This window comes from Sphingobium sp. TomTYG72 (genome assembly GCF_055394715.1).
The window spans coordinates 849,435-875,806 of record NZ_AP027337.1 but is presented as its reverse complement, the minus strand read 5'-3'; the positions used below and the strand labels follow the sequence as shown (position 1 = coordinate 875,806).

Annotated in this window: 22 protein-coding genes and 1 riboswitch; of the genes, 6 read left to right on the top strand and 16 right to left on the bottom strand. The window is 60.3% G+C overall.

The genetic code is table 11. The features are described from left to right. Positions 1-181: 181 nt before the first annotated feature. From ACZ5U1_RS17300 to ACZ5U1_RS17290, 3 genes are read right to left on the bottom strand one after another with little or no spacing between them, the layout of a single operon-like run. Positions 182-1,546: an efflux transporter outer membrane subunit gene (locus ACZ5U1_RS17300; protein ID WP_464780370.1), complete on the bottom strand. Its 1,365-nt coding sequence runs from the start codon at positions 1,544-1,546 to the stop codon at positions 182-184. Next, positions 1,543-4,680: an efflux RND transporter permease subunit gene (locus tag ACZ5U1_RS17295; RefSeq protein ID WP_464780369.1), complete on the bottom strand. Its 3,138-nt coding sequence runs from the start codon at positions 4,678-4,680 to the stop codon at positions 1,543-1,545. The genes ACZ5U1_RS17300 and ACZ5U1_RS17295 overlap by 4 nt, the downstream gene beginning before the upstream one ends. Before the next feature lie 8 nt (positions 4,681-4,688). Next, positions 4,689-5,828: an efflux RND transporter periplasmic adaptor subunit gene (locus ACZ5U1_RS17290; protein ID WP_464780368.1), complete on the bottom strand. Its 1,140-nt coding sequence runs from the start codon at positions 5,826-5,828 to the stop codon at positions 4,689-4,691. Between the two features lie 248 nt (positions 5,829-6,076). On the opposite strand from ACZ5U1_RS17290, the gene ACZ5U1_RS17285 reads away from it, so the two are divergent. Further along, complete coding sequence (locus ACZ5U1_RS17285; RefSeq protein WP_464780367.1) at positions 6,077-6,811, top strand: response regulator transcription factor; 735 nt, start codon at positions 6,077-6,079, stop codon at positions 6,809-6,811. Beyond that, complete coding sequence (locus ACZ5U1_RS17280; protein WP_464780366.1) at positions 6,808-8,178, top strand: ATP-binding protein; 1,371 nt, start codon at positions 6,808-6,810, stop codon at positions 8,176-8,178. The genes ACZ5U1_RS17285 and ACZ5U1_RS17280 overlap by 4 nt, the downstream gene beginning before the upstream one ends. Here the strand turns inward: ACZ5U1_RS17280 and ACZ5U1_RS17275 are convergent. From ACZ5U1_RS17275 to ACZ5U1_RS17245, 7 genes are all read right to left on the bottom strand, one after another. After that, on the bottom strand, positions 8,159-8,794 hold the full coding sequence (locus ACZ5U1_RS17275; RefSeq protein ID WP_464780365.1) for an ATP-binding cassette domain-containing protein: 636 nt from the start codon (positions 8,792-8,794) through the stop codon (positions 8,159-8,161). The genes ACZ5U1_RS17280 and ACZ5U1_RS17275 overlap by 20 nt on opposite strands. Further along, positions 8,784-9,419, bottom strand: a complete 636-nt coding sequence (modB, locus tag ACZ5U1_RS17270) for a molybdate ABC transporter permease subunit (protein WP_464780832.1) — start codon at positions 9,417-9,419, stop codon at positions 8,784-8,786. Before modB ends, ACZ5U1_RS17275 begins: the two co-directional genes overlap by 11 nt. A 68-nt stretch (positions 9,420-9,487) precedes the next feature. Further along, complete coding sequence (gene modA, locus ACZ5U1_RS17265) at positions 9,488-10,252, bottom strand: molybdate ABC transporter substrate-binding protein (RefSeq protein ID WP_464780364.1); 765 nt, start codon at positions 10,250-10,252, stop codon at positions 9,488-9,490. Between the two features lie 66 nt (positions 10,253-10,318). After that, positions 10,319-10,861, bottom strand: a complete 543-nt coding sequence (locus ACZ5U1_RS17260) for a septal ring lytic transglycosylase RlpA family protein (protein ID WP_464780831.1) — start codon at positions 10,859-10,861, stop codon at positions 10,319-10,321. A 335-nt stretch (positions 10,862-11,196) separates the two neighbouring features. After that, positions 11,197-11,370: a hypothetical protein gene (locus ACZ5U1_RS17255; RefSeq protein WP_464780363.1), complete on the bottom strand. Its 174-nt coding sequence runs from the start codon at positions 11,368-11,370 to the stop codon at positions 11,197-11,199. Between the two features lie 102 nt (positions 11,371-11,472). Continuing rightward, complete coding sequence (locus tag ACZ5U1_RS17250; RefSeq protein WP_464780362.1) at positions 11,473-11,700, bottom strand: hypothetical protein; 228 nt, start codon at positions 11,698-11,700, stop codon at positions 11,473-11,475. Then, a complete protein-coding gene (locus ACZ5U1_RS17245; protein WP_464780361.1) occupies positions 11,690-11,893 on the bottom strand; it encodes a hypothetical protein in 204 nt (67 codons plus the stop codon). Before ACZ5U1_RS17245 ends, ACZ5U1_RS17250 begins: the two co-directional genes overlap by 11 nt. Before the next feature lie 140 nt (positions 11,894-12,033). Here ACZ5U1_RS17245 and ACZ5U1_RS17240 point away from each other — a divergent pair, with 140 nt between their 5' ends. After that, a complete protein-coding gene (locus ACZ5U1_RS17240) occupies positions 12,034-12,849 on the top strand; it encodes an NmrA family NAD(P)-binding protein (RefSeq protein WP_464780360.1) in 816 nt (271 codons plus the stop codon). Positions 12,850-12,895: 46 nt separating this feature from the next. Here the strand turns inward: ACZ5U1_RS17240 and ACZ5U1_RS17235 are convergent, their stop codons facing one another. The 6 genes from ACZ5U1_RS17235 to ACZ5U1_RS17210 form a co-directional block, all read right to left on the bottom strand. After that, on the bottom strand, positions 12,896-13,816 hold the full coding sequence (locus tag ACZ5U1_RS17235; protein ID WP_464780359.1) for an alpha/beta hydrolase: 921 nt from the start codon (positions 13,814-13,816) through the stop codon (positions 12,896-12,898). 92 nt (positions 13,817-13,908) lie between these two features. After that, positions 13,909-14,991 (bottom strand): enoyl-CoA hydratase/isomerase family protein, encoded by a 1,083-nt coding sequence (locus ACZ5U1_RS17230; RefSeq protein WP_464780358.1) that lies wholly within the window; start codon positions 14,989-14,991, stop codon positions 13,909-13,911. 218 nt (positions 14,992-15,209) lie between these two features. Continuing rightward, a riboswitch (cyclic di-GMP riboswitch) is annotated at positions 15,210-15,287 on the top strand. A gap of 274 nt (positions 15,288-15,561) precedes the next feature. Next, positions 15,562-17,049, bottom strand: coding sequence for a glycerol-3-phosphate dehydrogenase (gene glpD / locus ACZ5U1_RS17225; protein ID WP_464780830.1), 1,488 nt, complete (start codon positions 17,047-17,049; stop codon positions 15,562-15,564). 30 nt (positions 17,050-17,079) lie between these two features. Beyond that, positions 17,080-18,615: a right-handed parallel beta-helix repeat-containing protein gene (locus tag ACZ5U1_RS17220; RefSeq protein WP_464780357.1), complete on the bottom strand. Its 1,536-nt coding sequence runs from the start codon at positions 18,613-18,615 to the stop codon at positions 17,080-17,082. A 150-nt stretch (positions 18,616-18,765) separates the two neighbouring features. After that, positions 18,766-21,309: a TonB-dependent receptor gene (locus ACZ5U1_RS17215; protein WP_464780356.1), complete on the bottom strand. Its 2,544-nt coding sequence runs from the start codon at positions 21,307-21,309 to the stop codon at positions 18,766-18,768. A 112-nt stretch (positions 21,310-21,421) separates the two neighbouring features. Further along, positions 21,422-22,195 carry an SDR family NAD(P)-dependent oxidoreductase gene (locus ACZ5U1_RS17210; protein ID WP_464780355.1) on the bottom strand — a complete coding sequence of 258 codons (774 nt, stop codon included), beginning with the start codon at positions 22,193-22,195 and terminating at the stop codon, positions 21,422-21,424. A 436-nt stretch (positions 22,196-22,631) separates the two neighbouring features. Here ACZ5U1_RS17210 and ACZ5U1_RS17205 point away from each other — a divergent pair, with 436 nt between their 5' ends. The 3 genes from ACZ5U1_RS17205 to ACZ5U1_RS17195 are packed head-to-tail and all read left to right on the top strand — an operon-like array spanning position 22,632 to position 26,288. After that, positions 22,632-24,281, top strand: coding sequence for a class I adenylate-forming enzyme family protein (locus tag ACZ5U1_RS17205; RefSeq protein WP_464780354.1), 1,650 nt, complete (start codon positions 22,632-22,634; stop codon positions 24,279-24,281). A gap of 14 nt (positions 24,282-24,295) precedes the next feature. Then, positions 24,296-25,162, top strand: a complete 867-nt coding sequence (locus ACZ5U1_RS17200; protein ID WP_464780353.1) for an amidohydrolase family protein — start codon at positions 24,296-24,298, stop codon at positions 25,160-25,162. Between the two features lie 22 nt (positions 25,163-25,184). After that, positions 25,185-26,288 carry a Rieske 2Fe-2S domain-containing protein gene (locus ACZ5U1_RS17195; protein WP_464780352.1) on the top strand — a complete coding sequence of 368 codons (1,104 nt, stop codon included), beginning with the start codon at positions 25,185-25,187 and terminating at the stop codon, positions 26,286-26,288. Positions 26,289-26,372: the final 84 nt, after the last annotated feature.

The following is a 26,372-nucleotide window of genomic DNA, read 5'->3' as shown; positions in this document are numbered from 1 at the left end:
GGGTCGAGCCATGCCATGCAGCACGCGGCGTGGCTCGAAGCTCATTTCGTCAAAGAAAACTGTACGGAAAATGTCGCACCCAAATTCAATTCGCCCGGCTCCACCGAACTTGGTTGAGAGGGAGGCGGCGGGTGCTCCAGCCATACGGCCCGTCACGGTTAGGGCTGAACCGAGTAAACTCCTAAAAATCGGCACCGATTGCGCGATAGAGGGATATACGGTTTAGCAGCAGTTCGAGGTCCGTCGCGATCGCGCTTCGTCGGGCGGAATAGAGCGAGCGTTGGTTCACAAGTGTGGTCAGGAACGGATCAATTCCCGCGCGATAACGCTGTTCGGACAAGGCATAAGCGTTCTCATTTGACATGACCAGAGCTCGCTGAGCCTGCTGCTGTTCGCCTATGGTGCCTGCGCGTGCCAGGGCATCGGCGACTTCACGAAAGGCGCTCTGAATGGCGTTCTCATAGCTGGCAATTGCTGCCTGCTGTTGCGCCTTACTATATTCGGCATTGCCTTTGACACCGCCGCCGAAGATGGGAAGGCTCGCCGATGGCGCAGCCGTCCAACTGAATGCGCCGCCCGTGAAAAGCGACGACAGTGCTGAACTGGCGACACCGATCGCTGACGTCAGGCTGATCTTCGGGAACATCGCAGCCCGTGCGGCGCCGATATTCGCATTTGCAGCCTGCAAACGGTGTTCGGCCTGCAGCACATCTGGCCGCTGGAGCAGGACATCTGATGAAATCCCGGCAGGGACTTGCGCAGTCGTACTGATCAGCGTGGAGAGCGACAGCGGGAGAAGGACTTCTTCCACCGGCACCCCGGCGAGCAGGTCCAGCGCATTGCGATCTTGCGCCACCTGCGTGACCGAGGCCGCGACATCGGAGCGCGCCTGTTCGACGATCGTTTCCGCCTGATGGACGTCGAGCTTGCCGGAAAGACCGACGCCGTTGAGCGATCGTGTAAGCGCCAGCGTTCGTTCGGCGCTGCTGAGCGTATCGCGAGCCACGGTGAGCAATTGCTGGTCCGCAGCAAGCGTCGCATAAGCGCTGGCCGTCTCCGCGACGAGCGCGATGCGCGCGGCGCGGGCGCCCTCCTGACTCGCGAGATAGGATTGAAGGGAGGCTTCACTCAAGTTGCGCAGGCGGCCGAACAGATCGATTTCGAACGCGCTAAAACCGATGTCGGCGCTGTAGCTGTCCTGACGTTGGTCATTCCGACGCGTGAGCGTTGCGTTGGCATCCGCCGTGACCGTAGGAATCTGCGCGGCCCGCTGAATGCGATATTGGGCGCGCGCCGCGAGAACGTTGGCCAGCGTTACGCGAAGATCCCGATTGTTGATCAGCGCCCGATCAATGATGGTCCGCAGCCGTTCGTCGCCGACCAAAGCGGTCCAGGGCAAACCTGCCTTTTCTGTAGGAAGGGCGGCTGAATATGCGGATCCATTTGGCCAGGCCGGCGGAACGGGCGCGGTGGGCCGCTCATATACGGGCGCCAGATTGCAGGCGGTCAGCGTCACGGACAGGCCGAGGGGGAGCAAGCGCCTCATGCGGGCACCTCCGATCCGGTGACAGATGAATGGTCCTTGCGTCTGAAAAGCCGCATGATCGTGAAGAAGAACAGCGGCACATAAAATATCGCCAGCAGGGTTCCAGTCAGCATGCCGCCTGCGACAGCCGTGCCGATGGCGATGCGGCTCTGTGCGCCAGCGCCATGAGCGAGCGCCAGCGGCATAACGCCTGCAATGAAGGCGAGCGAGGTCATTATGATCGGTCGGAAACGGAGTTTGGCTGCTTCGATCGCCGCGCTCATCGCGTCCTTGCCATCGCGATAGGCAAACTCGGCGAATTCAACGATCAGGATTGCGTTCTTGGCCGCCAACCCCATCGTGGTGAGGAGGCCTACCTGAAAGAATACATTATTCTCCAGCCCACGCGCCCACACCGCGACGACTGCCCCGATCAGGCCCAGCGGGATTACGAACAATACTGCGAGCGGCACCGACCAGCTTTCATAAAGCGCAGCGAGGCAGAGAAAGACAACCAGTACGGAGAGAGAATAAAGCAAGGGCGCCTGTCCGCCGGACAATTGTTCCTGGTATGAAAGGCCGCTCCAGGCATAGCTGGTTCCGGTCGGCAATTGCTGCTGCAAACGCACCATTTCATCCATGGCCTCTCCCGAACTCGCACCGGGTGCCGCCTGTCCCTGTATTTCATAGGAGGATTGGCCGTTGAAGCGCGATACTGTTGTCGGACCCATTTCCCAATGGGTGGTGGCGAAAGCGGCGAATGGAACCATTTCGCCCGTGGCGGCAGAGCGTACCTGCCAGTTTTCAATGTCGGTCGGCAAAGCTCGATAAGGCGCGTCAGCCTGCATAAAGACACGTTTCACGCGTCCCCGATCAATGAAGTCATTGATATAGCTACTTCCCCAGGCGGAACTCAGCACATTGTCCACATCATTTTGTGTAAGTCCAAGCACAGCCAGCTTTTCATTATCGATATCGACCTTCAACTGAGGCGTGTCCTCGAGCGTAGCGGCGCGCACGCCCGCGAGCATAGGGCTTTGCGAAGCTGCAGCGAGTAGCTGGTTGCGCACGGCCAGGAACTTGTCTCGGCTGAGGCCGCCTGTGTTGAGCAGCTCGAAGGTGAAGCCGTTCGACTGGCCCAGGCCACGGATGGCGGGCGGCGTCATGGCCAGAATTTTCGCATCACGTATGGCTGCGAGCTGCTTTGTAGCTCGGTTCGCGATCTCGGTTGCGCTGTTCGCCTCACCCTCCCGGTCTTGCCAGGGGGTGAGATTGATGAAGCCTTGCGCGGTATTTTCGCCCTGTCCTGCAAAACTGAAACCTTGGGCTATGAATATATTACCGACGTTATTTCCTTCTTCGCTTTGGAAGTAGTTGCGAACACTCTCGACCACTTGCGCGGTTCGCGTGGACTTGGCGCCAGCGGGAAGGGTCATCTGCACCATGACCTGCCCCTGATCCTCTACGGGGAGGAAGCTGGTCGGCAAGCGGACGAAGATCAGCGCAAGGACGCCCAATATCAGCAGATAGATCGTCCAGAAGACGGCGCGCCGATGCATGATTGCCTCAAGCCGCCGCATATAGCCGCTGGTCACGCGCCCAAACCAGCGGTTGAACCGGCCCGCCCATCCCTGCTGACGGCGCTCTTCACTGGCCGATTTCAACAATGTGGCGCACAGGGCGGGCGACAGGATGAGTGCAACCACCATGGACAGAAGCATGGAGGACACAATGGTGATGGAGAATTGCCGGTAAATAACCCCCGTCGAACCGCCGAAAAAGGCCATGGGCAGAAGAACGGCTGAAAGGACGAGCGCGATGCCGACCAGCGCGCTGCTGATCTCTTCCATTGACTTGATCGTGGCGGTTCGCGCGTCAAGTCCCTCGTCATGCATCAACCGCTCGACATTTTCGACGACGACGATCGCATCATCGACCAGAAGGCCGATGGACAACACCATGCCGAACAGGGTGAGCGTGTTGATGGAATAGCCGAAAAGGGCCAGCACGCCGAAGGTCCCGAGCAGGACGACCGGAACTGCCACCGCAGGGATCAGCGTCGCGCGCCAGCTTTGTAAAAAGACGAACATGACCACGACGACCAGCCCGACGGCTTCGATAAGTGTCTTGATGACCTCATCCACGGAAAGCCGGATGAAGGGTGTCGTATCGCGCGGGAATGCGATGCTGTACCCATGGGGCAGGTTCGTGGACAGCTCAGCGACCTTTGCCTTGACGAGTTCGGCGGTCTTCAGAGCGTCGGCGCCGGGAGCGAGTTGGAGCGCGATGCCAGATCCGGGATGTCCGTTCAGCGCGGCTGAAGAGGTATAACTTTCATTCCCAAGTTCGACCCGAGCAACATCGGAGAGGTGGACGACGGACCCCTCGCTTTGAGTCTTTACGATGATGTTGCGGAATTCTTCGGGAGTCTGGAGGCGTGCACGCGCGCGAACGGTGGCATTCAGTTGCTGTCCGGCGGGCGCCGGATCAGCGCCGATCTGACCGGCGGAAACTTCGACATTCTGGGACCGGATCGCGCTTTCAACGTCTGACGGCATGAGCTTTACCGTCGCGAGTTTATAAGGATCCAGCCATATGCGCATGGCATATTGCGATCCAAAAATCTGAACGTTGCCGATACCTTCCAGACGCGAGATGGGGTCCTGAAAATTGTTGACCAGATAATCCGAAATATCAGTCTGAGTGGTTCGATCGGTGCGATCGTACAGCGCGACCAGCATCAGGAAATCGGTCTGCGATTTAGTGACGGTCAGGCCCTGCTGCTGAACGGCGTTGGGCAACCGGCTTAACGCCTGCTGCACCTTATTTTGAACCTGTACCTGTGCGGTATCGGGGTCGGTGCCCTTATCAAAGGTGACAGTGATACGCGACTGGCCATTGGCCGTAGATGTCGATGAGAAGTACATCAGGCCATCGATGCCAGTCAGTTGCTGCTCGATGACCTGCGTGACGCTTGTCTCTACAGTATCGGCCGAAGCACCCGGATAATTTGCTCTGATGTTGACCGCAGGTGGCGCGATATCTGGATACTGAGCGATAGGCAGCGACAGCATGGCGCCAAGTCCGGCCAGCATGATGCCGATCGCGATCACCCAGGCGAAGATTGGCCGATCGATGAAAAAGCGGCTGAGCATCGGAGGACCTAGCTCCCTTGACCGATGGCTGCGGCGCGGACAGTGTCGCCCGGCTTCACCTTGTCCGTTCCTTCGACGATCAGCCGATCACCGGACTTGAGGCCTGCGGTCACGAGCCATTTGTTGCCTATCGCCTGAGCCGTAGTGACGGTACGCTGCTCGACTTTGTTTGCGCGATTGACGATAAGCGCCGTGGCATTGCCCTTGGGGTCACGGCTGATCCCCTGCTGGGGCGCGAGTATGCCATTGGGGACGACGGCCTGCGGGGCCACGACGCGGACGAACATGCCGGGGAGGAGGAGACTGTCAGGATTGGGGAAGCGCGCGCGCAGGGTGATCGTGCCGCTATTGGGGTCCACGATGGGCTCGGCAAATTCTATTCGGCCTTCAAGCGGATAGTCGCTGCCGTCGTCCAGTTTTAGCCGGATAGTGGCACTGGCGGGCAGTGCTTTACCTGCGGCCAGATTGCGGCGCAGCGCGAGGAGCTGCGCGCTGGACTGTGTGATATCGACGAAGATAGGATCAAGTTGCTGGATCGTGGCGAGGGGTGCAGCTTGACTGGCTGTGACCAACGCACCCGGCGTTACAGAGGAACGGCCAATGCGCCCGCTGATTGGCGCCCGAACTTCGGTGAAGCGCAGGTTTATGCTGGCAGTCTGAAGTGACGCGCGCGCTTGTTGAATGGCGGCGCTTGCTTGCCGCGAAGCCGCGACCACATCGTCTCGTTCCTGCGCGCTCACAGCCTCCGTCTGCCCGAGCGCTTGATAGCGACGGGCCTTCGCTTGCGCCGCAACCGCTGTCGCCTGCGCATTGGCTAGCGCAGCTTGCGCTTCATCGCGAGAGGCGCGGTAGAGGGATGGATCAATCTGATATAATGGCTGGCCCGCATGCACATAGGAGCCTTCGGTAAAGAGGCGCTTTTGAACGACGCCAGCAACTTGAGGCCGCACCTCAGACATCAGCGTCGAAGCGGTGCGTCCGGGGAGTTCGGTCGATACAGTGACATCCTGCGCCTGAAGCGTGACCACGCCGACCTCAACCTGCTTCTTCTCTGGCGGCTTGCTCTGGCTGCACGCGGTCGCGAGCAAACAGAATGCCGCGCCTAATTGAGCGTAGCGGGATGAGGAGAGTGCAAAGCGCGACGGCATGGCGGCAGGCGATCCAATGGCGGGGTTTAGCAGTGGGAAGCTTCACCCGGCGCAGGGGGAGGGGGAGCGCCGGGTGAAGGACGGGCCAGCTATTGACCGGCTCCGACACCCCCTCTTCGCTTCTTGGCAGGCGTTTGAAAAGGCCGAACATGTGCCATTGTGCATCGCAATATGTCGGAATGTATCAGCGGGTATCAGCGAGCATGACGAAGGCAGACTTTTAATGCCGAACACCGTAAAAGGACGCGATGCCTGACCAAATGAACAGCCGCCAAGCACGCCTGATCGTAGTCGATGATGACCCCGACATTCGGGACTTGATTGTTCGGCAATTGCGACAGGAACATTATGAGGTTGTGCCCGCAGGCAGCCTGGCAGAGCTTCATCAGGCCCTTTCGGTACATGCGGCCGACCTCATCGTGCTTGACCTCAACCTCCCGGACGGTGACGGGCTCACCCTGTGCCGGGAGTTGCGGGCCGAAGGAAATGACGTCCCCATCATCATGGTATCCGCCAGAGGCAGCGCGATCGACCGGGTGCTCGGGTTGGAACTGGGAGCGGATGACTATCTCACAAAGCCGTTCGAGCCACGCGAATTGCTCGTTCGCATACGCAACCTGTTACGCCGGTCCCATGCTGACGAACCCGACCGGCAGCGCGACAAAGGCGTGCGCATCGCCAGGCTCGGTCCCTGGCGTCTCGATCTCTTCCAGCGCAGGCTGATCGCTGAAGACGGGCGGCTGGTGATGCTTTCGTCAGCGGAGTTCCGTCTGCTGTCCCGGTTTATCGATGAGCCCAATGTGGTCCTCTCAAGGGAAAACCTTGTGCCTGAACGTCGAGCGACTGCTGCGTTCGACCGCTCGACCGATTTACAGGTGAGCCGATTGCGGCAGAAACTGGCGACCATGCCGGGGGGTGAGGAACTCATTCTGACGGTGCGGGGCGAAGGGTATGTACTCGCCAGTCCGGTGTCCTACGAATGATTGAGCGTCTTTGGAGCCGTGTTCGAGGCTTTCTGCGCTCACTGACAGGGCAGATATTCCTGCTGCTGACGATTGGCATGTCGTTGGCCGCGATGCTGGCTTTGCTGATCGCTGAACAGAGCAGGAGCCATGACTTTCAGCAATGGCGCATGCAGCGGGTGGTGGCGAGCGCCGAGGACATCGGCCATCGCCTTCAGCGTGATCCCAAGCGGGTGGAGGCCATGCTGGCGGCCCAGCAGATCATGGGCGCAGCGTTAGCACCGGAGGGCATCGCGGTGGCTGAACCGGATGCTGAGCTTGCAAAAGCGCTCAGGGCGCGGTTCGGCCCCGGGTCCAACCCGGAGGCTAGCCAGGTTCCTGCAGGATTTTGCTTTCCCCGCCTGCGTTATGATCCATCGGCGGGCGCGGCAGGGGTAGTCAACGCGCCGCGTCCGGCATGCTGGATCGTACGGTTTACCGATAGCACTGGTGCTCGGCGGTCCATGGCGCTCAACCTGCCGCGCATGGAGCGTCCGCCCAGCATGATGGCCAACCCGCTCTATATGCTCCTGATCATCATCGCATCTGCTGGTCTTGCTATCATCGTGTCCCGGATCGTAACCCAACCACTGCGGCGCCTTGAGCACGCGGCGGAGTCCTTCTCCCTGTCGCTCGACCCGGAGGAAATCCCGGAAAATGGGCCGGAAGAAGTACGTGCGGCGCTATCGACCTTCAACCTCATGCAACGGCGCGCACGTGCGGGTTTCGCCGAGCGTACGCAATTGCTGGCGGCCATCAGCCACGATCTGCAGACGCCGCTTACCCGGCTAAGGTTGCGGCTTGAACTCGTCGAAAATGACGAGTTGCGTGCGCGGCTGTTGCAGGACCATCAGGCGATGCAAACCTTGGTCAAGGAGGGGCTTGATCTCGCCGCCAGTACCGAGACGCAGGAAGAATGGTCCGTCATCGACATCGATTCCATGCTGGAAAGCATGGTCGAGGATGCGCAGGATCTGGGCGCTCCATTGCGGTTCGCGGGAGGGTGTGGCGGGACGATCCGGGCCAAACCCAATGCACTGAGCCGGTGCATCAGTAATCTGGTCAGTAACGCCATCAAATATGGTGGCGGGGCCGAAATCGGATGTTTCCGCCAGGGATGCAGACTTGTCATCCACATCAGGGACAAGGGGCCGGGCATACCGCCGGAACAACTAGATCAGATGTTTGAGCCCTTTACTCGCGGGGCGTCAGGGCAGCCGGGCGGGCGGCCCGGCACGGGCATCGGTCTGACTATAGCGCGGTCACTGGCGCTCACCTTCGATGCATCCGTCCGGCTGATGAATGCGAAAGGTGGCGGGCTGGTCGCCCTTATCGAAATGAAGGCGTAAGTTCGATCTTTCGCGTTGCCAGACGATCGGCTTCGTCTGGATTATGGGTGACATAGATTATTGGGAGCCGAATCTCGTCCCGTATGCGCAGGACAACATCCATGATGTCTTCCCGGCGGGCGGGGTCAATGGAGGCGAGAGGTTCGTCCATGAGCAAGGCTCGCGCGCCAGACAGGAGCGCGCGGCCAATGGCAACGCGCTGTGCTTCGCCGCCCGACAGTGTGCGTGGCCAGCGGCTGAGGAGATGCTCAATCCCGAGAAAATCGACGACCGCTTGTAGAGACATCCACCTGTCCTGCGGCGTCGCAAGCCGACGGCCATAAAGCAGGTTCGCCCGCACCCGAAGATGCGGGAAAAGGCGGCCATCCTGGAAAACATATCCGATGCGACGACGATAGGAGGGCAAATCGATGGCGGCATCGGCATCGAACAATATTTCTTCATCGACGCTGATATGGCCCTGATCCGGGCGCAGCAGACCAGCGATCATGTTGAGGATAGAGGTCTTCCCTACGCCGGAAGGTCCCCAGAGTAGGGTGATGCCATCTGATGCTGCAAAGCGCGCCGTAACGAGGGTGGGGCCGAGAAGCTTGCGGACGTCGATGTCAAAGGACATGGCTGGACCTATCGGCCGATACCCGGCGGCTGAGCGCTTCTGAAAGCAAAAGTGCGCCTAGCGACAGGCAGATCGAAATCACGGCGAGCCGCCATACGACGGCGTCGGCGCCGGGGACCTGGAGGGCGCTGTAGATGGCGAGCGACAGGGTGCGGGTTTCTCCCGGAATGTTTGAGACAAAGCTGATGGTGGCGCCGAATTCGCCGAGTGATCGGGCAAAACCAAGAATGAATGCTGCAGCTAATCCGGGTAGAGATAGGGGGAGGAGGATCGTCAGGAAACACCAGGCGGGGCTGGCGCCGAGGGTTTGGGCGGCTTCTTCCAAGCGGTGATCTACGGCTTCGATCGATAGGCGGATCGCGCGCACCATCAGGGGGAGGGCCATGATGCCCGCGGCGATGGCGGCGCCGGTCCAGCGGAACATGACGGTCACACCGAACCACCGTTCCATTATGCTTCCTACAGGTCCGGCAGGTCCGAGAGTCAGGAGCAGCAGCCAACCGATCACCACCGGTGGCAGGACAAGCGGGAGGTGGACCGCCGCGTCGAGCAGCAGCTTGCCCGGAAAGCGCCACCGCGCGAGAACCCAGGCTAGGGCGAAGGCCAAGGGCAGAGTAAAGAGCATGGCCGCAAAGCTGACCTTCAGGGACAGCTGGACGATCTCCCATTCTTCCGGGCTCAAGACGGTGACCGTCACCGCGTTCCGAAACCGTAGCGGTGGAAGATCGCCTTGCCGCGTGGAGACAGGAGAAAGCGGTGGAATGCTGCCGCCTCGGGATGGGTGGAGCGGCTTAACAGCGCTAATGGATAGGTGATTTTCGGGTGACTGGCCGCCGGAAAGACGCCCACGATACGGACGGCGTTCGTAGCCCGTGCATCGGTTTCGTAGACGATGCCAAAGGGCGCCTGCTGCCGCTCCACCATCGCCAGGGCCGCCCGGACGTTTTCCGCCGCCGCCACTTTACCGGATAGTGCTGGCCAGACGCCGAGTGCCACAAGCGCCGCCTTGCCATATTTTCCGGCCGGGACGCTGTTCGGGTCCGCCATTGCGAGGCGGCCAGTGCCGATCGCACGGGCGAGGGGGAATCCACGGCGGATAGCCATTTTCGTACCGCTGCCCACCGGAGCGATCAGGACGAGGCGGTTGGTAAGCAGCGGAACACGGGTCCCCCGGCGGACGAGCCCTTTCGCGGCGATGGCATCCATCCAGGGTTCATCCGCCGACAAGAACAGGTCGGCAGGCGCCCCAGCCTCTATTTGCCGGGCGAGGGCGGAAGAAGCGGCGAAGGAAAGGACTGGCCGGTCATGCCCCTGCGCCGTCCAGGCATCGGCGGCGGCGGTCAGCGATTCCTGGAGGCTGGCGGCGGCCAATATCAAAGGCCCGCGTTCCCGCGCCTCAGCGGGTTCAAACGCAAAGCCGGTAAAGAGCAGAAGGAGCAGAACAAGGAACCGATGCATGCGACGCCTGACGCCTGAGATATATATGCCGCTATACAGCGGTTGGCCGTCAAGGCGAGGCTAAATTCAGCGCGGTGCAAGAAGGCGGCGGCGTTGCGCGGTAAGGGCTTCGCCGGTGAGCGGCGGCCGTTCGCTCGCTTCCTTGCCTTTGCGCAGGCGCTGGCGATCCTTCTCGCGGGGTTCGGCAAGCCTGACGCGCACGGCGCTTTGCCCCTGACTGCGTATCCCCAGCGCTTCCGCCGCCCCTCGGGAGAGGTCGATGATCCGCCCGCGCGTGAAGGGACCCCGATCGTTGACTCGAACCAACACGGTTCGGCCGCTGCCCAGCTCCGTCACCTCTACATAGGATGGCAGCGGCAAGGTGGGGTGAGCGGCGCTGATCCAGCCCGGCCGGAACTTCTCTCCGCGCGCTGTACGGTTGCCTGATTCATTCCCATACCAGCTGGCATAGCCGACCTCATCATAGCCCGGTTGTTGCGCGGGAACATAGGTGACGCCACGCACCGTATAGGGCGACCCAACGCGAACCGGCGTGTCCGATACGGGCTGGTACGAAGCGCATCCAGCGATGAACAAGGCAAGCAGGAGCGGCAAAAGGGAGGATCGCATGGTTGCGTCATAACGGCACAGCGGTGGCCTGCTCAAGCCCGCTGTTATCGGGATAGCCAGTTGCGATTCCATGGGGATAGCGTGGCTTTCCGTCAACTCTCCTAAAGGAGATTTGGCTTCCTCCCAAATCGCCGGACTGGCAGCATTAAGCGTCAGTGTTTGCAGAGGCGCGTCATTGTAGAATGCTGCTCAGCCGCCGGTGCTCGGGGAGCCTGCGGCTTCCGCGAGGTTCCCCCGATCTCGCGGAACCGGGTCCGGTTGCCCCGACCATGATAAGGTCGAAGATTTACAGCCGGACCCGACTTTACTTTAGCCGTAGTCCAATAGGCAGCGGATCATGGTTTTGGACGGCGGTCCTTTTCGCGGTCGGCTTCATCGATCGCCTTAATCAGATCGTCGAAGGCGCCGTCGCGCGGGAGCGGGAAGAGCCGGGAAAAACTTTCGCCAAGCCGATGAATATCGTTCTGCGTCAGCAGCCCTATCGCAACAATGTCTTCACGGGTGTCCATTCAAGACCCCTCCTGAATGACGATAACGACGCAAAGTCGATCTGGTGCCAAGCTATTGGCGGAAAGCGGCAAAAATCCTTATCTTTTTGGTGGGCTGGCGCTTCAGCCGCTGATCACTGGATAACGCATTCTAAGGTCATCCATCAGCCCTTCGATCACCGAAACTTCATGGAAGGTGCCGGTTGGTGTGATCGTCCAGTTGCAATGCGGATGGGTGGCGCGGCTGTAGAGGCGAACGGCGCCGAGTAGCTTGCGCCAGTGATGCTTGCTGCGGCCGTGGTCGCGAACAAGGCGGGCGACGAGGAGATCGGTGATCTTGTCAGACGTCATCTTCGGTTTTCTCTCCGCCGATCCAGCGGCCGGGCAATTCTATATAGGCTTCCAGTTCGCGCCAGTGGCGGTCCCAACCGGGGCCACGACGATCCTCCGGCACATAAGCTTCGACCATACGGCGGGCGCGGGCCACGACATTGTCGGGCGGCGTACGCAGGCGATCGAGAATGTGGCGGATATCCTCGCTCATGACGGGCTGATAGCCTGTCCTTGGCTAACGCGCCAGTCGCCGGGAGAGCTGCCGGTATAGGAACTCTTCATGGACAAAGCGGGCGCCAGGTTACATTCATCGTTGTAATTGATATGCTGATGGCAGCCGAGGGGATAGAAATGAGCCAGAAATCGACCATTCTCATCGTCGGCGGCACGGGGAAGACGGGTCGTCGTCTGGCCGATCGTCTGACGGCTCTTGGTCACATTGTCCGCATTGGTTCGCGTAGCGCGGCGCAGCCGTTTGCGTGGGAGGATGAGGCCAGCTGGAAACCTCTGCTGGAGGGCGCGGATGGCCTTTATATCGCGCATCATGACAATACGCATCCCGATGCTGGCGCACAGATTGGGCGGCTTGCACAGCTTGCGCTCGATTGCGGGGTTAAGCGGCAGGTGCTGCTTTCCGGGCGAGCCGATGAGGGCTTTCTGGATGCGGTTGAAGGCGGATTCAGGGCGAGCGCGGCGGACTGGACAGTCCTTCGTCCGGCATGGTTCATGCAGAATTTCTCGGAAATGTTCTTCCTCGACGCGGTGCTGGCGGGTGAGATCGTGCTGCCGGTCGGTGACGCGACCGAGCCGTTTATCGATATCGAAGATGTCGCTGCTGTCGCGGCAGAGGCGTTATTGGACGGTCGGCATAGTGGACAGATTTATGAGCTGACCGGGCCGGAATCGATAGGCTTTGAAGCAGCCGCCTATGCGTTGACGAAGGCGGCGGGACGGAAGATCAGTTTCACCCCCATCAGTTTCGACGCATTTCGGGAGTCGATCCTGTCGAACGGGTTGCCCGAGGAATATGCCTATACCTATTCTGGTATCGCTGACGGCAAGCTGGCCTATGTTACGGACGATGTTGAGCGGGTTTTGGGCCGCAAGCCGAGACGCTTTTCCGAATATGCGCGGGATGCGGCGGCTAGCGGCGTTTGGGATGTGTGACTGATTGGCGGGGCATAAAGCGGAATCCGGATCAAGGCCCGTTCGCTCATTGTGGAACCTGCTGTTTCAAAATTCCGCGCATGCGCAACCAAGCGACGAATTGTGGCAGGACGCCAGTGGAAGTGGTGTTTGGGCGACCGATGCCGAAGCCATGGTCGCCGCGTTCGTAGGCGTGAAGTTCGACCGGGCGGCGCGCATTGCGCCATGCTTCGACAATGCCGAATCCCTGCTTTTTGAAAAGGTTGTCGTCGAGAGCGATGGCATTGAACATGGGTGGCGCGTCGGCGGGTACGGTGACGGCAGTCATGGGGCCATAGATATAGCCGATGAAAGCCGGGCGTGCTTCGCCTTGTCCTTCCAGCGCGGCATTGAGAGCGGTCATGGCGCCTGCGGAAAAGCCGATCATGCCGACACGAGTCGGATCGATGCGGAATTCCTTTGCTCGGTTGCGGACCATGGCCAAGCCCGCAAGAGCATCCTGGGTGGCGCGTGGTTCCTTGATTTCCATGTTGGGGGTGCCGCGGGCGGCCTGCGCCATGCGTTGACCTATCGCGGCCATGAAGGCTTTGCTGTCCCGCGGCGTTTCGTTGAGGCGGTATTTGAGAACGAAGGCGGCGATGCCCTGCTCGGCGAGCGAGCGGGCGATGACTTCACCCTCACTGGACATTGACAGCGTCATGAAGGCGCCGCCGGGCGCGACGAGTACCGCCGCTCCAGTGGCCTTGGCAGGATCAGGCAGATAGGGCGTTATGGTGGGACGCGTGACGTTGCGGACGGTGTCATTTTCGATGACCAGTGGGCCATATCGAGCACTGGCATGCTCCCATTGCTCATTATCGGGGGTCTTGTCGTTGGGGTAGAGCGGCAACTCTCCCTTGGTGAGTGGGGCGATCGGCTTGATCTGCATTTGCGCAGCGGCGGGGGTAGCAATCGCCAGGGCCAGAGTGGTTAGGGCCAGGTGCCTCATCAAGTCGTCTCCCTTTCAAGAATACCGATTATCTGTCCGGATTTCATATTGCCATGTGCCATCGCAGTATAGGGGGAATGGGCGCCAGATATTCACTCTCCGAGTTCGGGAAGCGGCGTCCATTCCCTGTCCGGTGAGAGTGGTGCGAAGATGCTGTCGATGAGCGCATTCGTGACCTCTTCGGGGGTGGCAGGGTTCCATCTCGGCGCATTGTCTTTGTCGAAGATGACGGCACGCACGCCTTCGATGAAGTCGGGGCGGCGGATGACGTGGCAGGCGATGCGATATTCGTTGCGCATGTTGGCCGCGAAGTCCGTGAAGGCCGCGCCCTCTGCCATTTGCCGCAGGGCGACCTTGATCGTCTGGGGTGATTTGGTGGCGAGAACCGCTAGTTGCGCTTGTGCCCATTTCGATCCGTCGGTGCGCAGGGCAGCAAGGATGTCTTCGTAGCGGTTGGAGGCAAACAGCCGGTCTATGTCGGCCCGCTGTGCTTCCCAGAGGGAGGGGGGTGACGGGTCGCTCATCTCGTCGAGGATTTCGCTGATGCCATCGGGGTCTGCGATGATCCGGGCCTTGACGGCGTCGAGCTTTTCCGAGGCCATATAATGGGTGGCGATGCCGATCGCCGCGCAGTCCGCTCCATTGATGCGGGCTCCGGTGGTGGCGAGCCATGTGCCGGTGCGGCCCGGCATACGCGGGAGGAACCAGCCGCCGCCGACATCGGGGAACAGGCCGATGCCTGTTTCGGGCATGGCGTAGACGGTGCGCTCGGTCGCGATGCGGAAGCGCGCCGGATCGGAAATGCCGACGCCACCGCCCATGACTATGCCGTCGATGAAGGCGATGACCGGCTTTTCATATATGAACAGCAGATGGTTCAGCCGGTATTCGGTGTGGAAGAAGCGTTCCGCTTCCGAAAAGTCGTTCTTTGCGCTGTTGGCGATCATGGCGATGTCGCCGCCCGCGCAGAAGCCGCGCGACAATTTGGGGTCGCCATCGGGGGAGGGGGCGTGGTCGAGCATGACGGCTGACACGTCATCATCGTGACGCCAGGCGAGCAGGGCATCGATCATGGCGGCGCACATTTCGGTGGTCAGCGCATGTATTGCTCTTGGCCGGTTCAGGCGGATGCGGCCGACGCCATTTTGCACGAAGATGATCAGTTGATCCGTCATTCTTATCTCACCTGTTTCGCTGGCGTCGCATGATGCTGTTATCGGTTCAAATCATTCCGGGGAAGGGGCTGCGGCTTGTTGGGAAGAGATGAACAACTACAGATGGATCGGCAGCAAAGTTGTCAGACCGCCTCTTTTTTTAGCCACAAATATTTGACTTGAGGCGATAATTCGGTTAAATAATCCCCAAGGCAGAGAAGCGCGCTGCGGCGAGTGATCTGACGAAAAGGCAAACTGCTGGTGACGGCAGGACGCAAAGCTTCCGATCTCTTGATTGAGACAGCGGGGTTACCGAAGCAGGACATGACGCGATGAAACCGCTTATCCTTTTTTCTCCATTGCTGAAATTTGGGCCGCCTGGCCACGCGATTTGCCGTCGGGGCTGAATTAGTCATCCGTTCGGGCGGGCGCAGGATATCGATCGAGCCTGCGCGGTCCCTGTTACAGACATACCGCGATCATGTGCGGGATCGTCCTGCCATGTCGCGCTGCCTCAACTCCCTCGGGTCGCACTGTGGGAGAGAAGCACAGCGTCCCAAAGACCCATCTCCCCACCTGGGGCGCTGTGCTTCATTCATTCCGGACAGATCGGCATGAAACAGGATGGTCGAGATAGCGGACAAGCGCCTCGCTTGCCTCCGGCGTCAGGTGCAGGCCGAGCTTGCTGCGGCGGTAGAGAATGTCTTCGGCAGTCTGTGCCCATTCTTCCCTGACAAGATAATCGACTTCGGCACGGCTGAGGTCGCCGCCGAACATTTCCCCCAGATCGTCCAGCGTTTCAGCCGCGCCCAGCAGTTTCAGGGCGCATGTGCCATAAGCGCGGGCCAGGCGGTGGAGGAGCGAATGGGGCAGGGCGGGATATTGGCGTTCCAATTCTTGCAAGAAGGCACCGAAGTTCCCGTCGGGCATATCCCCACCTGGGAGCGCCGTGTTCGCGGTCCAGGCGCCCCGCGTCTCGATTCCCTGGGGCGCAAGGAGGTCGAGCGCCTGCTCGGCCAGTTTCCGGTAGGTGGTGATCTTACCGCCGAAGATGCTGAGAAGGGGAGCGCCTTCGCTGTCGAGGTCGAGGACATAGTCGCGGGTGACGGCGGAGGCATTGCCCGCTTGATCGTCATAGAGCGGGCGGATGCCTGAATAGGACCAGATTATGTCTTCGCGCGCGATTTTCCGGGCGAAGTAGCTGTTTGCGACGCCGAGCAAATAGTCGATCTCGGTCTCACTGATTTGTGGCTTGCCCGGTGGATCGTGCCACTCTTGTTCGGTGGTGCCGATCAGCGTGAAGCGATGCTCGTAGGGAATGGCGAAGATGATGCGACCGTCAATATGCTGGAGCGTGAGGGCATGGTCCCCTTCGTGGAGGCGCGGCACGACGATATGACTGCCCTTTACGAGACGGACTTTCCGGCGGCTGTCGAGGCCGGAGCGGGCGATGATGTCCGCGACCCATGGACCTGCGGCATTGACCAATATGCGTGCGCGCACATCTTTCGCGCCATGCGCATCCTCGATGGTAGCCGACCAGACTGACCCGTCCCGGCGAGCGTGGAGCAGGCGGGTGCGGGTTTCGATATGCGCGCCTTGCTTGGCCGCGTCCATCGCGTTCAGCACCACAAGGCGGCTGTCCTCGACCCAGCAATCCGAATAGAGGAAGCCGCGTCCCTTGCGGTTCGCCAGGCTGTTTCCCAGGGGCGATCGATCGAGCGCAATTGTGCGTGTGCCGGGCAATTTCTGCTGACCGCCCAGATGGTCATAGATAAAGAGGCCGAGGCGCACCAACCATGCCGGGCGCGTCGAGAGGTTTTGCGGCATCAGGAAGGCAAGCGGCCGGATGATGTGAGGCGCCATGCGCCAAAGCCGTTCCCGTTCGATCAGGGATTCACGGACCAGCCGAAACTCGCCATATTCCAGGTAACGCAGGCCGCCGTGGATCAACTTGGTCGACGCGGACGAGGTTTGGCTGGCAAGATCGTCCTGTTCCACCAGAAGGAGCCGGTAGCCGCGTCCAGCCGCATCGCGCGCGATGCCGACGCCGTTTATCCCTCCGCCGACGATCAGCATGTCATAGAGAGGTGGCGTGGCCAAGATGCTCTACCTCCGCACTTCTGAAACATGAAGGCGGCGGGGCTGCTTCAGTTTCACGAAAGTTCCGAGTTCGCGGCCCAGCATTCCCAGCATCCAGAGCCGATGGCTTGCGATATATTCGGGAAAGCCGTCCGGTTTGGCGGGGTCGAAGACGGGCACCTGCCAGTCCGCAGGCTGTTCTTCATAGCTGGTTTCGATCTGGGCGCCGCCGTCATCGGGGGCATCGACATGACTGCCCAAATAGCTGTTGCCCTTGAACCGGAAAGACTCCGCTGGATCAAAGCCCGCCTTGATCAGATAGTCAGGGCCGTTGCGCCCGATCTCGCTGCCATAGCGGGCGGTCCCCGCAACCTTGAACACATTGCTGCGAAAGCGGACGCCGCGCGCCCATCCGTCCCATTGGGTCGCGACGACCATCTGCACGTCCATCGCCTTGCCAACATGGACGACATTTTTCTCGATCAGCGCGTCCGACACATTGCCCGCGATCTGGAATATGCGCGTGCCGTCATTGCGGCTGACGTTGAAGCGGGCGACTGTCCCGTGGTTGCCGATATTGGCGCTGTCGTCCTGGCCGGGCGAACAGATGAGCAGAAAGCCGCCTGCATTGTCATGGCTGTAATTGTAGAGGAACGTCGTGCGGCGGGAGTTGAAATCGGAATCGAAGCCCTGACCATCATAGCGGGTTCGGGTATAGGCGGCCTCATTCAATTGTATCAGGCTATTGTCCGTGCTCCATTGCCAGATGCCTGCATTATAGCCGGGCGCGCGGCTGCCCGCATAACGCACGATATTATGTTCGATAAGCGCGCCATTGGTGCCGCGCGGCACGATGCCGTCGCCGCCAACATCCTCCACATAATTGTCGCGGATGACGACCTTTTCGCTGGGAAACCAGTTGGAGGATGTCACCTGATCGCTGATCCCGGCTATGCCGGATCGATCGACGCGCCAGACTATGTTGCGTTCGATGATAAGGTCGTCGAAGCGGGTAGGCAGCTTTTGCCCGGTGGCGCGGAAGACTATCCCGCCATTATCCTTTCGGTCGTTGGTCCCGCGTACATCGTGAATATACATGTCGCGAACACGAATACCGCGCGTGATGCCGCGATCCTCGGCCGATATGAGAAGGCCGGTGCGGTGGGCGGGAAGGGGGCTGTCGTTCGTGATTTCGAGGCCGCTGACCGTCACATAATCTGCATTGATGATGCCGACGGCATGGGGAGACACGCCGCCTGCATCAATACGCGCGCGCGGGCCTGTTCCGTCTGAGGTGACAGTGATAGGCGCCTTTTCACTGCCCGACCGGGTGAGGGTGAGAGGCTCTCGCCATACCGATCCCGCCATCAGCTTGACCTGATCGCCGGGTTGCAGCGGGAAAGTCGATAGGCGGGAGAGAGAGCGCCACGGCTGCGTTGGTGAGGTGCCGTTGAAGCTGTCGTCGCCCTGCGTGGAACTGACATAATAGGTTTCGGCATTGGCTGTCGCAATGAAGCCTGAAGACAGGGCAAGAAGGGATGCGGCGGCCAATGATTTCAGCAAGTTCGGCGTATCCCTTCGCGCTAGGTCGGTTTCTTGTTTTAGCGCAATGAGCCTGAATGCGAAGTGAAATGATCGCCAAGGCCAGGCAGAAAAAGGCCCCGCCTCCGGGAGGAGACGGGGCATGGAAGGGCGGGATGGCCCCGGAGAGGGTTAGAATTTGGCGCCGACGGTGATGCCGTAAGTTCGCGGCTCGGCATAATATCCGCCCGCATAGCCGAGTTGGCCGAAGTCGATGCCGCGAGCGAAATCCTTCGCATTGGTGAGGTTCTTCACCCACAGGCGGACTTCGCCTTCGCCCGTCCCCAGAGGAATGCCGTCAACACCGATCTGTGCGTCGATCAGGTCGATATTATCGCCCTTGATCTGTTCGTTGAACGGTGAACCGAGGCTGCTGCTGAAATTATATTTGCCGTCTTCATGCGTATAGCCGATCCGACCACGCAGGGTTGCATTGCCCCAGTTCAGCGGGAATTGCGCGTTCAGTGCCACATTGGCGGTCAGCGGTGATGTATAGCCGGGCGTTGCGATCGACGCGATGTTGACCGGAGGTTCCCCGGCCACGGGCGACTGTCCGGCCAGGAACTCCCTATATTTTATGTCGATATAGCCAATGCTGCCATCGATCGAGAAGTTGTCTGACAGGACTGCCTGCGCTTCCGCTTCCACGCCATTATAGATGACCTTGCCCGCGTTGATAATGCGGGTAGCAAATGTGCCTGCTGGAGCGTCGGTGACGGGGCCGATAACGGCCAGATTGTCGTAGATGTTGTGATAGGCCGCGACGTTCAGGCGCAGGCGGCGGTTGAACAATTCCGTCTTTGCGCCGATTTCGTAGGAGGTCACCTTCTCCGGTTCAAAGCTGCCCAGCTGGTTGGTGCCGGTGAGCGCGGGGTCCTGAGAATTGAAGCCACCCGAACGATAGCCCGTGGCGGCGCGCGCATAGACGTTGATGCCATCGGCGACATCATAGCCCGCCATGAGATTCCAGGTGAACTTGCTGAACTTGGCAGCACCATATTCCGGGACGGGCGGCGGGGCTGCGCCGTTCTGGAGACGGATCATCTTCTTTTCGTCCCAGGTGTAACGGCCGCCCGCAGTCAAGCGGATGCCACTGTCACGGCCACCCGGATAGAAGGTGAACTGGCCGTAGAGCGCGGTGCTCTCGCTCGACGTTGTGTAGTTCAGTCGGGCAAGCGTCTGGACGAGCCGGTAACGGGCTGGATTGTTGGCGGCGAAGTCCGGTCCAAGAGGGCCGAAGTTGGCTAGGAAGACCGAATTGGTGTCCAGGATGAAGCCGCTATTTTGACGGCCGTTTTCGGACCCCTTCTCCCAGAAGTAAAAGCCGCCGACGACCCAATCCAGCGAACTGCTGTCACCGGAAATTTCAACTTCCTGGCTGAATTGCTTGTGACGCCGCTTATTGTCGACGAAGAACAAATCCTGGCTGACTGTCGGCACTGGGGCCGCCGAGATGAACGGTATGGCGGCGGCCGGTATGGTAGGAATTTGCTGAAGCAGGAATGCAGGCATTCCATTGAACAGTGTTGCGTTGGAGAAGGCCGGGCCGCTGAACGCGCCAATCCCGTCCAGATCGGTAACGCCGTCGCTGTTCCAGAAGCGATAGCCGGTGGTCGTCTTGACCTTGAAGCCGCCAAAGTCATTCTGAACTTGCAGATTATGACCCCAGGTCTTGTCGGTGGCGCTGCTGAGGATGTTGTTGCAGACCTTATGCCGATAGGTGCGTGAGGGCGCAGCCAATGCAGCGCATTCCGGGTCCGCGAAGGTCGCCCCCGCCAGATATTGGGCTACCGGCGCCTGCTGCGTCACCAGCGCCTGTCGGCCATCGACAGTGATGGGGGCGTTGGGCGTACCATCGGCGACATGGGTCAGGATGAAGGGCAGCGGCGTGCCCTTGATACGGTTCCAGTCGAAAACATACTGGATGCTGCCGGTCCCGCCTAAGTCGATTTTGGCGCCAGCGCGAAACGCATCTGACTTTCGAGCGCCCGGATCGCGGGAGTCGCGGGGTTGCAAAATGTTGTCGATGACCCCGTCCCGTTCGCTGTGGCTGTAGGAGAAGGTGGTTGAGATACCTGCGATCTCGCCGGGATCGAGGGAAATTTTGCCGTTCCAGGCGTTGAAATTGCCGTAGCCAGCCTCCGCCTTCAGCCGGAAGGTGGATGAGGGCGCGCGGGAAATGAAGTGGATCGCGCCGCCCGTTGTATTGCGGCCGAACAGGGTGCCCTGCGGCCCGCGCAGAACCTCTACCCGTTCGATATCCATGACGCTGAGGCCCATTGCGCCGCCGCGCGCGATATATACGCCGTCCACGTAAAGGCCGTTGGCTGCATCGATGCCGAAGCTTTCGCTGCCGCCGTTTGAGATGCCGCGCATGGAAAAGACCGCCGCGCTGTTGCTTGTGGTGCCCTGCGTCACGACGACGTTTGGAGCAAGGCCGCTCAGGTCGCGGCTGTCGCGAATGCCGAGCTGTTCCACCTTTTCGGAGCTGATCGCGCTGATGGCGATGGGGACATCCTGAAGATTTTGGGCCCGCTTCTGGGCAGTGACGACGATTTCGTCGAGGCCCGGCTCCGAAGGTGTCGCGGTGGTCTGTGCCATTGATTGGCTGGCAAGAGCCAGACCGCTGACCCCGATGATCAGCTGTAGCGCTGCACATGTATATGTCTTGGCCATCAATATCTCTCCCATAGATATTATAAGGTTCGTAGTTGTGACGAATGCGCCCGCGCCGAAGTCTATTTGCGTGTGCCGGACTATTCAGTTCTGGATGTTGCTGGTTTGGGCCTCAGGTCGGCATGTAAAGTTGAGCTGCCTTCCCGCCATCGACGGGTAGAGCTGTTCCCGTGATGTAACTTGCAGCGTCGGACAGCATGAAGACGATGGCATGGGCCAGTTCTTCGGGCTGGCCCCCACGCTGCATCGGTATGGCTGCGGTGGTGCGAGCGGCAGTGTCCGCTGCGCGTGCCGAGAACAGTTCGGTTGGTGCGGTTTGCACCTGGCCGGGAATGATCGCGTTTATCCTGATGCCCAGTGGCGCAGCCTCCATCGCGGCGGCGGCCGTGAAGTGCATCAGCGCGGCCTTTGAGGCGGAATAGCTTGCCATGTTCACGGTCGCGCGGATGCCGCAGGTCGAGGCGATGTTGACGATCGATCCCTTGCCCGCCTGAGCCATTACTTTCAGGGCGGCCTTGGTGCTGACGAAGGCGGCGTCGCTGTTGACGGCGAAATCCTTGCGCCAATGTTCCAGCGTCAGTTTGCTGATCGGCGCATAATGGGTCGACATGGCGTTGTTTACCAGCATGTCGAGGCGCCCATATTTTTGCGCGGTGCCTTCGACCATCGCCGCAAGGGCATCGGTGTCAGTGACGTCGAGTTGGATTGCTTCGATCCGGCCGCCTTGTGCAGAGATGCTGTCGCGCGCGCTGTCGAGCAGCGCCTGCCTGCGGCCGCAGATGACGACCTGAGCGCCGCGCTGCGCCAACAAGGTGGCGGTCGCGAGGCCGATGCCATCGCTGCCGCCCGTGATGATGGCGACGCGGCCTTGAAAATCCTCGCTCATTCGACGTCCAGAACCTCACCTAACAGAATCGCACTCTTGCCGAGACCGGTGCGATGCGACTCAGGATCATTCAGAATTCGTAATTTGTAAATCTATAAATTCCGAATGTGGATGTTTTGGGACGTCGTAACGGATATATGACGGCATCGGAATGAGGTTGTGATCCGCTATTTCTCAGGTTGAGATTGTGCGAAAATCTTTTCGATTTCAGGGTATTTCAGCCACTTCCCCGCTTGCGGAGGCAGTATCAACGGCAGCCTGGAACGTGCGGAAAAATAATATTGTTGAATTACGCGAATGACGGAATAAAGTCGGTCTCAACAAAAGCAGGCGACGAGTCGAGGATAGAGGATGTCGGGAACGCGCGCGGGCTGCGGCTCCGGCGCAACCTCCCGTCGAGAAATTCCACGGCGGTAGAGTGATCCCCAAGGATAGCATGAGCAAGATCGACCCAATTTTCGCTACAGTCACCGCGCCAGGAACGCCTTTTGAGATTGGCGAGCAGGATGGGCTGCGCTTCTTCGTGAACGCGCCGTCGGACCTCAATCAATTGATAGAAGGCGCGCGCCGCTTCGGAGAGCAGGTCTGTATCGTTGATTTTGACGGGCCGGAGGGTGAGCGACGGCTGAGCTTTGCGGATATGTTTGCCTGGCGGGATGAGCTGGCCGCCCGGTTGGGCGTCGAGCGGGGGCAGCGGGTCGCGATCTGCATGCGCAACCGCGCGGAGTGGGTGGTGGCGTTTCTGGCGGTTGTGAAGCAGGGCGGCGTTGCGGCATTGCTCAATAGCCGCGGGTCGCCCGCCGAGCTTCACGCGATGGTCGAGGAGGTTACGCCGGACCTCGTTTTGGCGGACACCGAAAGGGCGGCTTTGCTGCGCGACGGAGGCTATGCGGGGCGTCTGATCGACGTGACGCAGCCGTGGGGTGGTGACACGTCACCGATTGCGAACAATACAGCTGCGGGACCGGGCGATCCCTGTGCCATATTGTTCACATCGGGAACGACCGGACGGGTAAAGGGCGCGGTGCTTTCCCACCGCAGCCTGATTACCGGATTGCTGGGCACGCAGCTGACCGGAATGATGGTGCTGCACAACATGGCGCTCGAATATGGGGTTCCGGTGGAAGCCATCGCAGCGCAGGTGCCGCCTCAGGCAATTCTGCTGGTTTATCCTCTCTTTCACATTTCGGGGCTGGGTGCTGGTTTCCTTGCGCCCTTCCTGTCGGGCGGCAAGATCGTCGTCATGCGCCGCTGGGAAGCGGAAGAGGCTGTCCGGCTGATCGAGCGGGAGCGGGTGACGCAGCTTTCGACCGTGCCCACGATGCTGTGGGACATGGTGCACCGCGCACGCACGAAGGATGTGGACCTGAGTTCCGTGCGGAATATCGGATCGGGCGGGCAGGCATTGCCGCTCAACCTGCTGGAAGAGGTGCGTAAGCTGTGCCCCCATGCGATGATCGGGACCGGCTATGGCATGACCGAGACATCGGGCGCGATCGCTCAGGCGGTAGGCGCGGACTTTCTGGCTCGGCGCGCGTCGGCGGGGCGGGTGCTGCCGCTGGTGGATTTGCGGATCGAGCGCGAGGACGGCGCGGTCTGTGGCCCCAATGAGACCGGCGAGATCATCGTGCGCAGCGCCATGATCATGAACGGTTATTGGAACAGGCCAGAGGATACGGCGAAGAGCCTTACGACCGATGGCTGGCTGCGCACTGGCGACATCGGGTATCAGGATGAGGACGGCTATATCTTCATCGTCGATCGCGCCAAGGACATGGTGATTTCAGGCGGCGAAAATATCTATTGCGCCGAAGTCGAGCGCGTCCTGAGCGAAATGCCGCAGATCACTGAATGCGCGACGTTCGGGATCGCGGACGAGCGACTAGGCGAGGCGCTGGTCGCGGTGGTTCAGGCGGAGGGCCTGGATGAGCGTAGCGTCATCGATTGGGTCGCGGGCAGGCTTGCGCCCTACAAGGCGCCGGTGCGTGTCGCTTTTTCGGCCAAGCCGCTGCCGCGCAACCAATCGCAGAAGATCAACAAGATCGCGCTTCGTGCGCTGTGGCCCGAGTTGGCCGAAAACAACTGAACAGGAGAGTTCCCATGGGCATGCCCAAGGACATAAAGATAATCGACTGCATGCTGGGGATTCCGGAGGCGGAAGATCGTTCCGCCTGGTTCGATCCGTTCCGTCCGCTGATCAAGGATCAGCAGACGCTCCAGCAGTTCGCGATGCCCGCGCAATATATGTTCAAGGACATTCCCCAGACCGGCAAGGTCGATGATTTCGTGTCCTGGACTGTCGAGCAGATGGACCAATTTGGCATCGACAAGGCACTGGTCGGGTGGAATGACAATGCGACGTCCTACCGTGCGAAGGAAATGTACGGCGACCGCTTCTTCTTCGACCTGCCCTGTGATCCGAACAAGGGCATGGAGGAAGTAAGGCGGATCAAGCGTATCCATGCCGAAGTCGGGCTGTCGGCGATCAGCGTCTTCCCGGCGGGCACGCTGCCGCAGGTGGCGATCAACCACAAATATATGTTCCCGCTCTATACGGTTGCCGCCGAACTCGGCCTGCCTGTGCTGCTGAATGCCGGTATTCCGGGTCCGCGTATTCCGATGGAAACGCAAAAGGTTGAGCATCTGGACGAGGTATGCTGGTTCTTCCCGGAGTTGAAGGTCGTGATGCGTCACGGCGCGGAGCCTTGGGAGGCTCTCGCCGTCAAGCTGATGCTGAAATGGCCTAACCTCTATTATTCGACCAGCGCCTTTGCGCCCAAGCACTACCCCAAGGCGATCATCGACTACGCCAATACGCGCGGCGCGGACAAGATCATCTACGCGGGCTATTTCCCGATGGGCCTCAGCCTGGAGCGGATATTCAGTGACATGCAGAATGTCCCTTTCAAGGACGAAGTCTGGCCGAAATTCCTGCGCGAGAACGCCATCAAGGTCTTTGGTCTTTAAAATAATCTGACGGAGCTTTCCCATGTCCAACGCCCAAACCAGCGCTGCCACTGATGCGCGTACCCCGCCTGTTGCCGTCTGGCAGATATTGGAAAAGCTGAAAGGGCAGGACCTGCTCGACTGGCGGCTCGCCGAGGTGAAGGATCGCGCGTCGATCGAGGAGCGTAACCTCAATATCGGCATTCCCTTTGGCTGGTATCCGATCCTGCTCTCTTCGGAATTGCAGGTCGGCGAGGTGAAGCCGCTGCGTTACTTCTCCAAGGATTTGGCGATCTGGCGCGGCGAGGATGGCAAGGTCCGCATGCTGGACGCCTATTGCAAGCATCTGGGCGCGCATATGGGCCATGGCGGCAAGGTGCATGGCAATTTGCTGGAGTGCCCTTTCCATGCCTGGCGCTATGATGGCGATGAGGCGGTGGTGAAGGAGGTTCCCTATGCCCGCAATATCCCGCCGCAGGTGAAGCGGAAGTGCACGCGCAACTGGCACATCACTGAGGAAAACCGCTTTATCTGGGCCTGGTATCACCCGCAGGACGTCGCGCCACTGTTCGAAGTCGCGGTGCTGCCAGAGGCGAGCGATCCTGAATGGACCGATTTTGAGGTTCATGAGTGGAATGTGTGGGGTTCGCTTCAGAATATGGCGGAAAATGGCGTGGACGTAGCGCATTTCCGTTTCATCCACGGCACCGCGAACGTGCCGCTGGGCGAACTGCGCTGGGGCGAGTGGGGTAGGGGCGCCGACGTGAAGGCGAAGATGGGCACGCCCTGGGGCGAGGTCGATGGCTGCATCAGCTATGACACGATGGGGCCGGGGCAGAGCTGGACGCGCTTTACCGGGATTTCGGAGACGCTGCTGGTCGCATGTCTGGCCCCGGTCGAACTCGATCATGTGCATGTGCGCTTCTGCTTCACTCAGCCCAAGGCGCAGGCTGAAGGCGAGCGCGCAGGCGTTGCCAAGGCGATCATCCGCGACATCTGCAAGCAGTTCGATCAGGACAAGGTCGTGTGGGACCGGCAGAAATTCGAGCCGAACCCGATCATCTGCGATGGTGATGGCCCGATCCCGCAGTTCCGCAAATATTATGCGCGCTATTATGCGGATCGGGATGCGGCGGCAGAGGTATAGCGCGGCTTACGTCCATTGCACCCACCAGGCCCGTTCGGGCTGTTCGAACGAGCCGCTTGTCTCATTCGAATGTAGAAGCCCTCT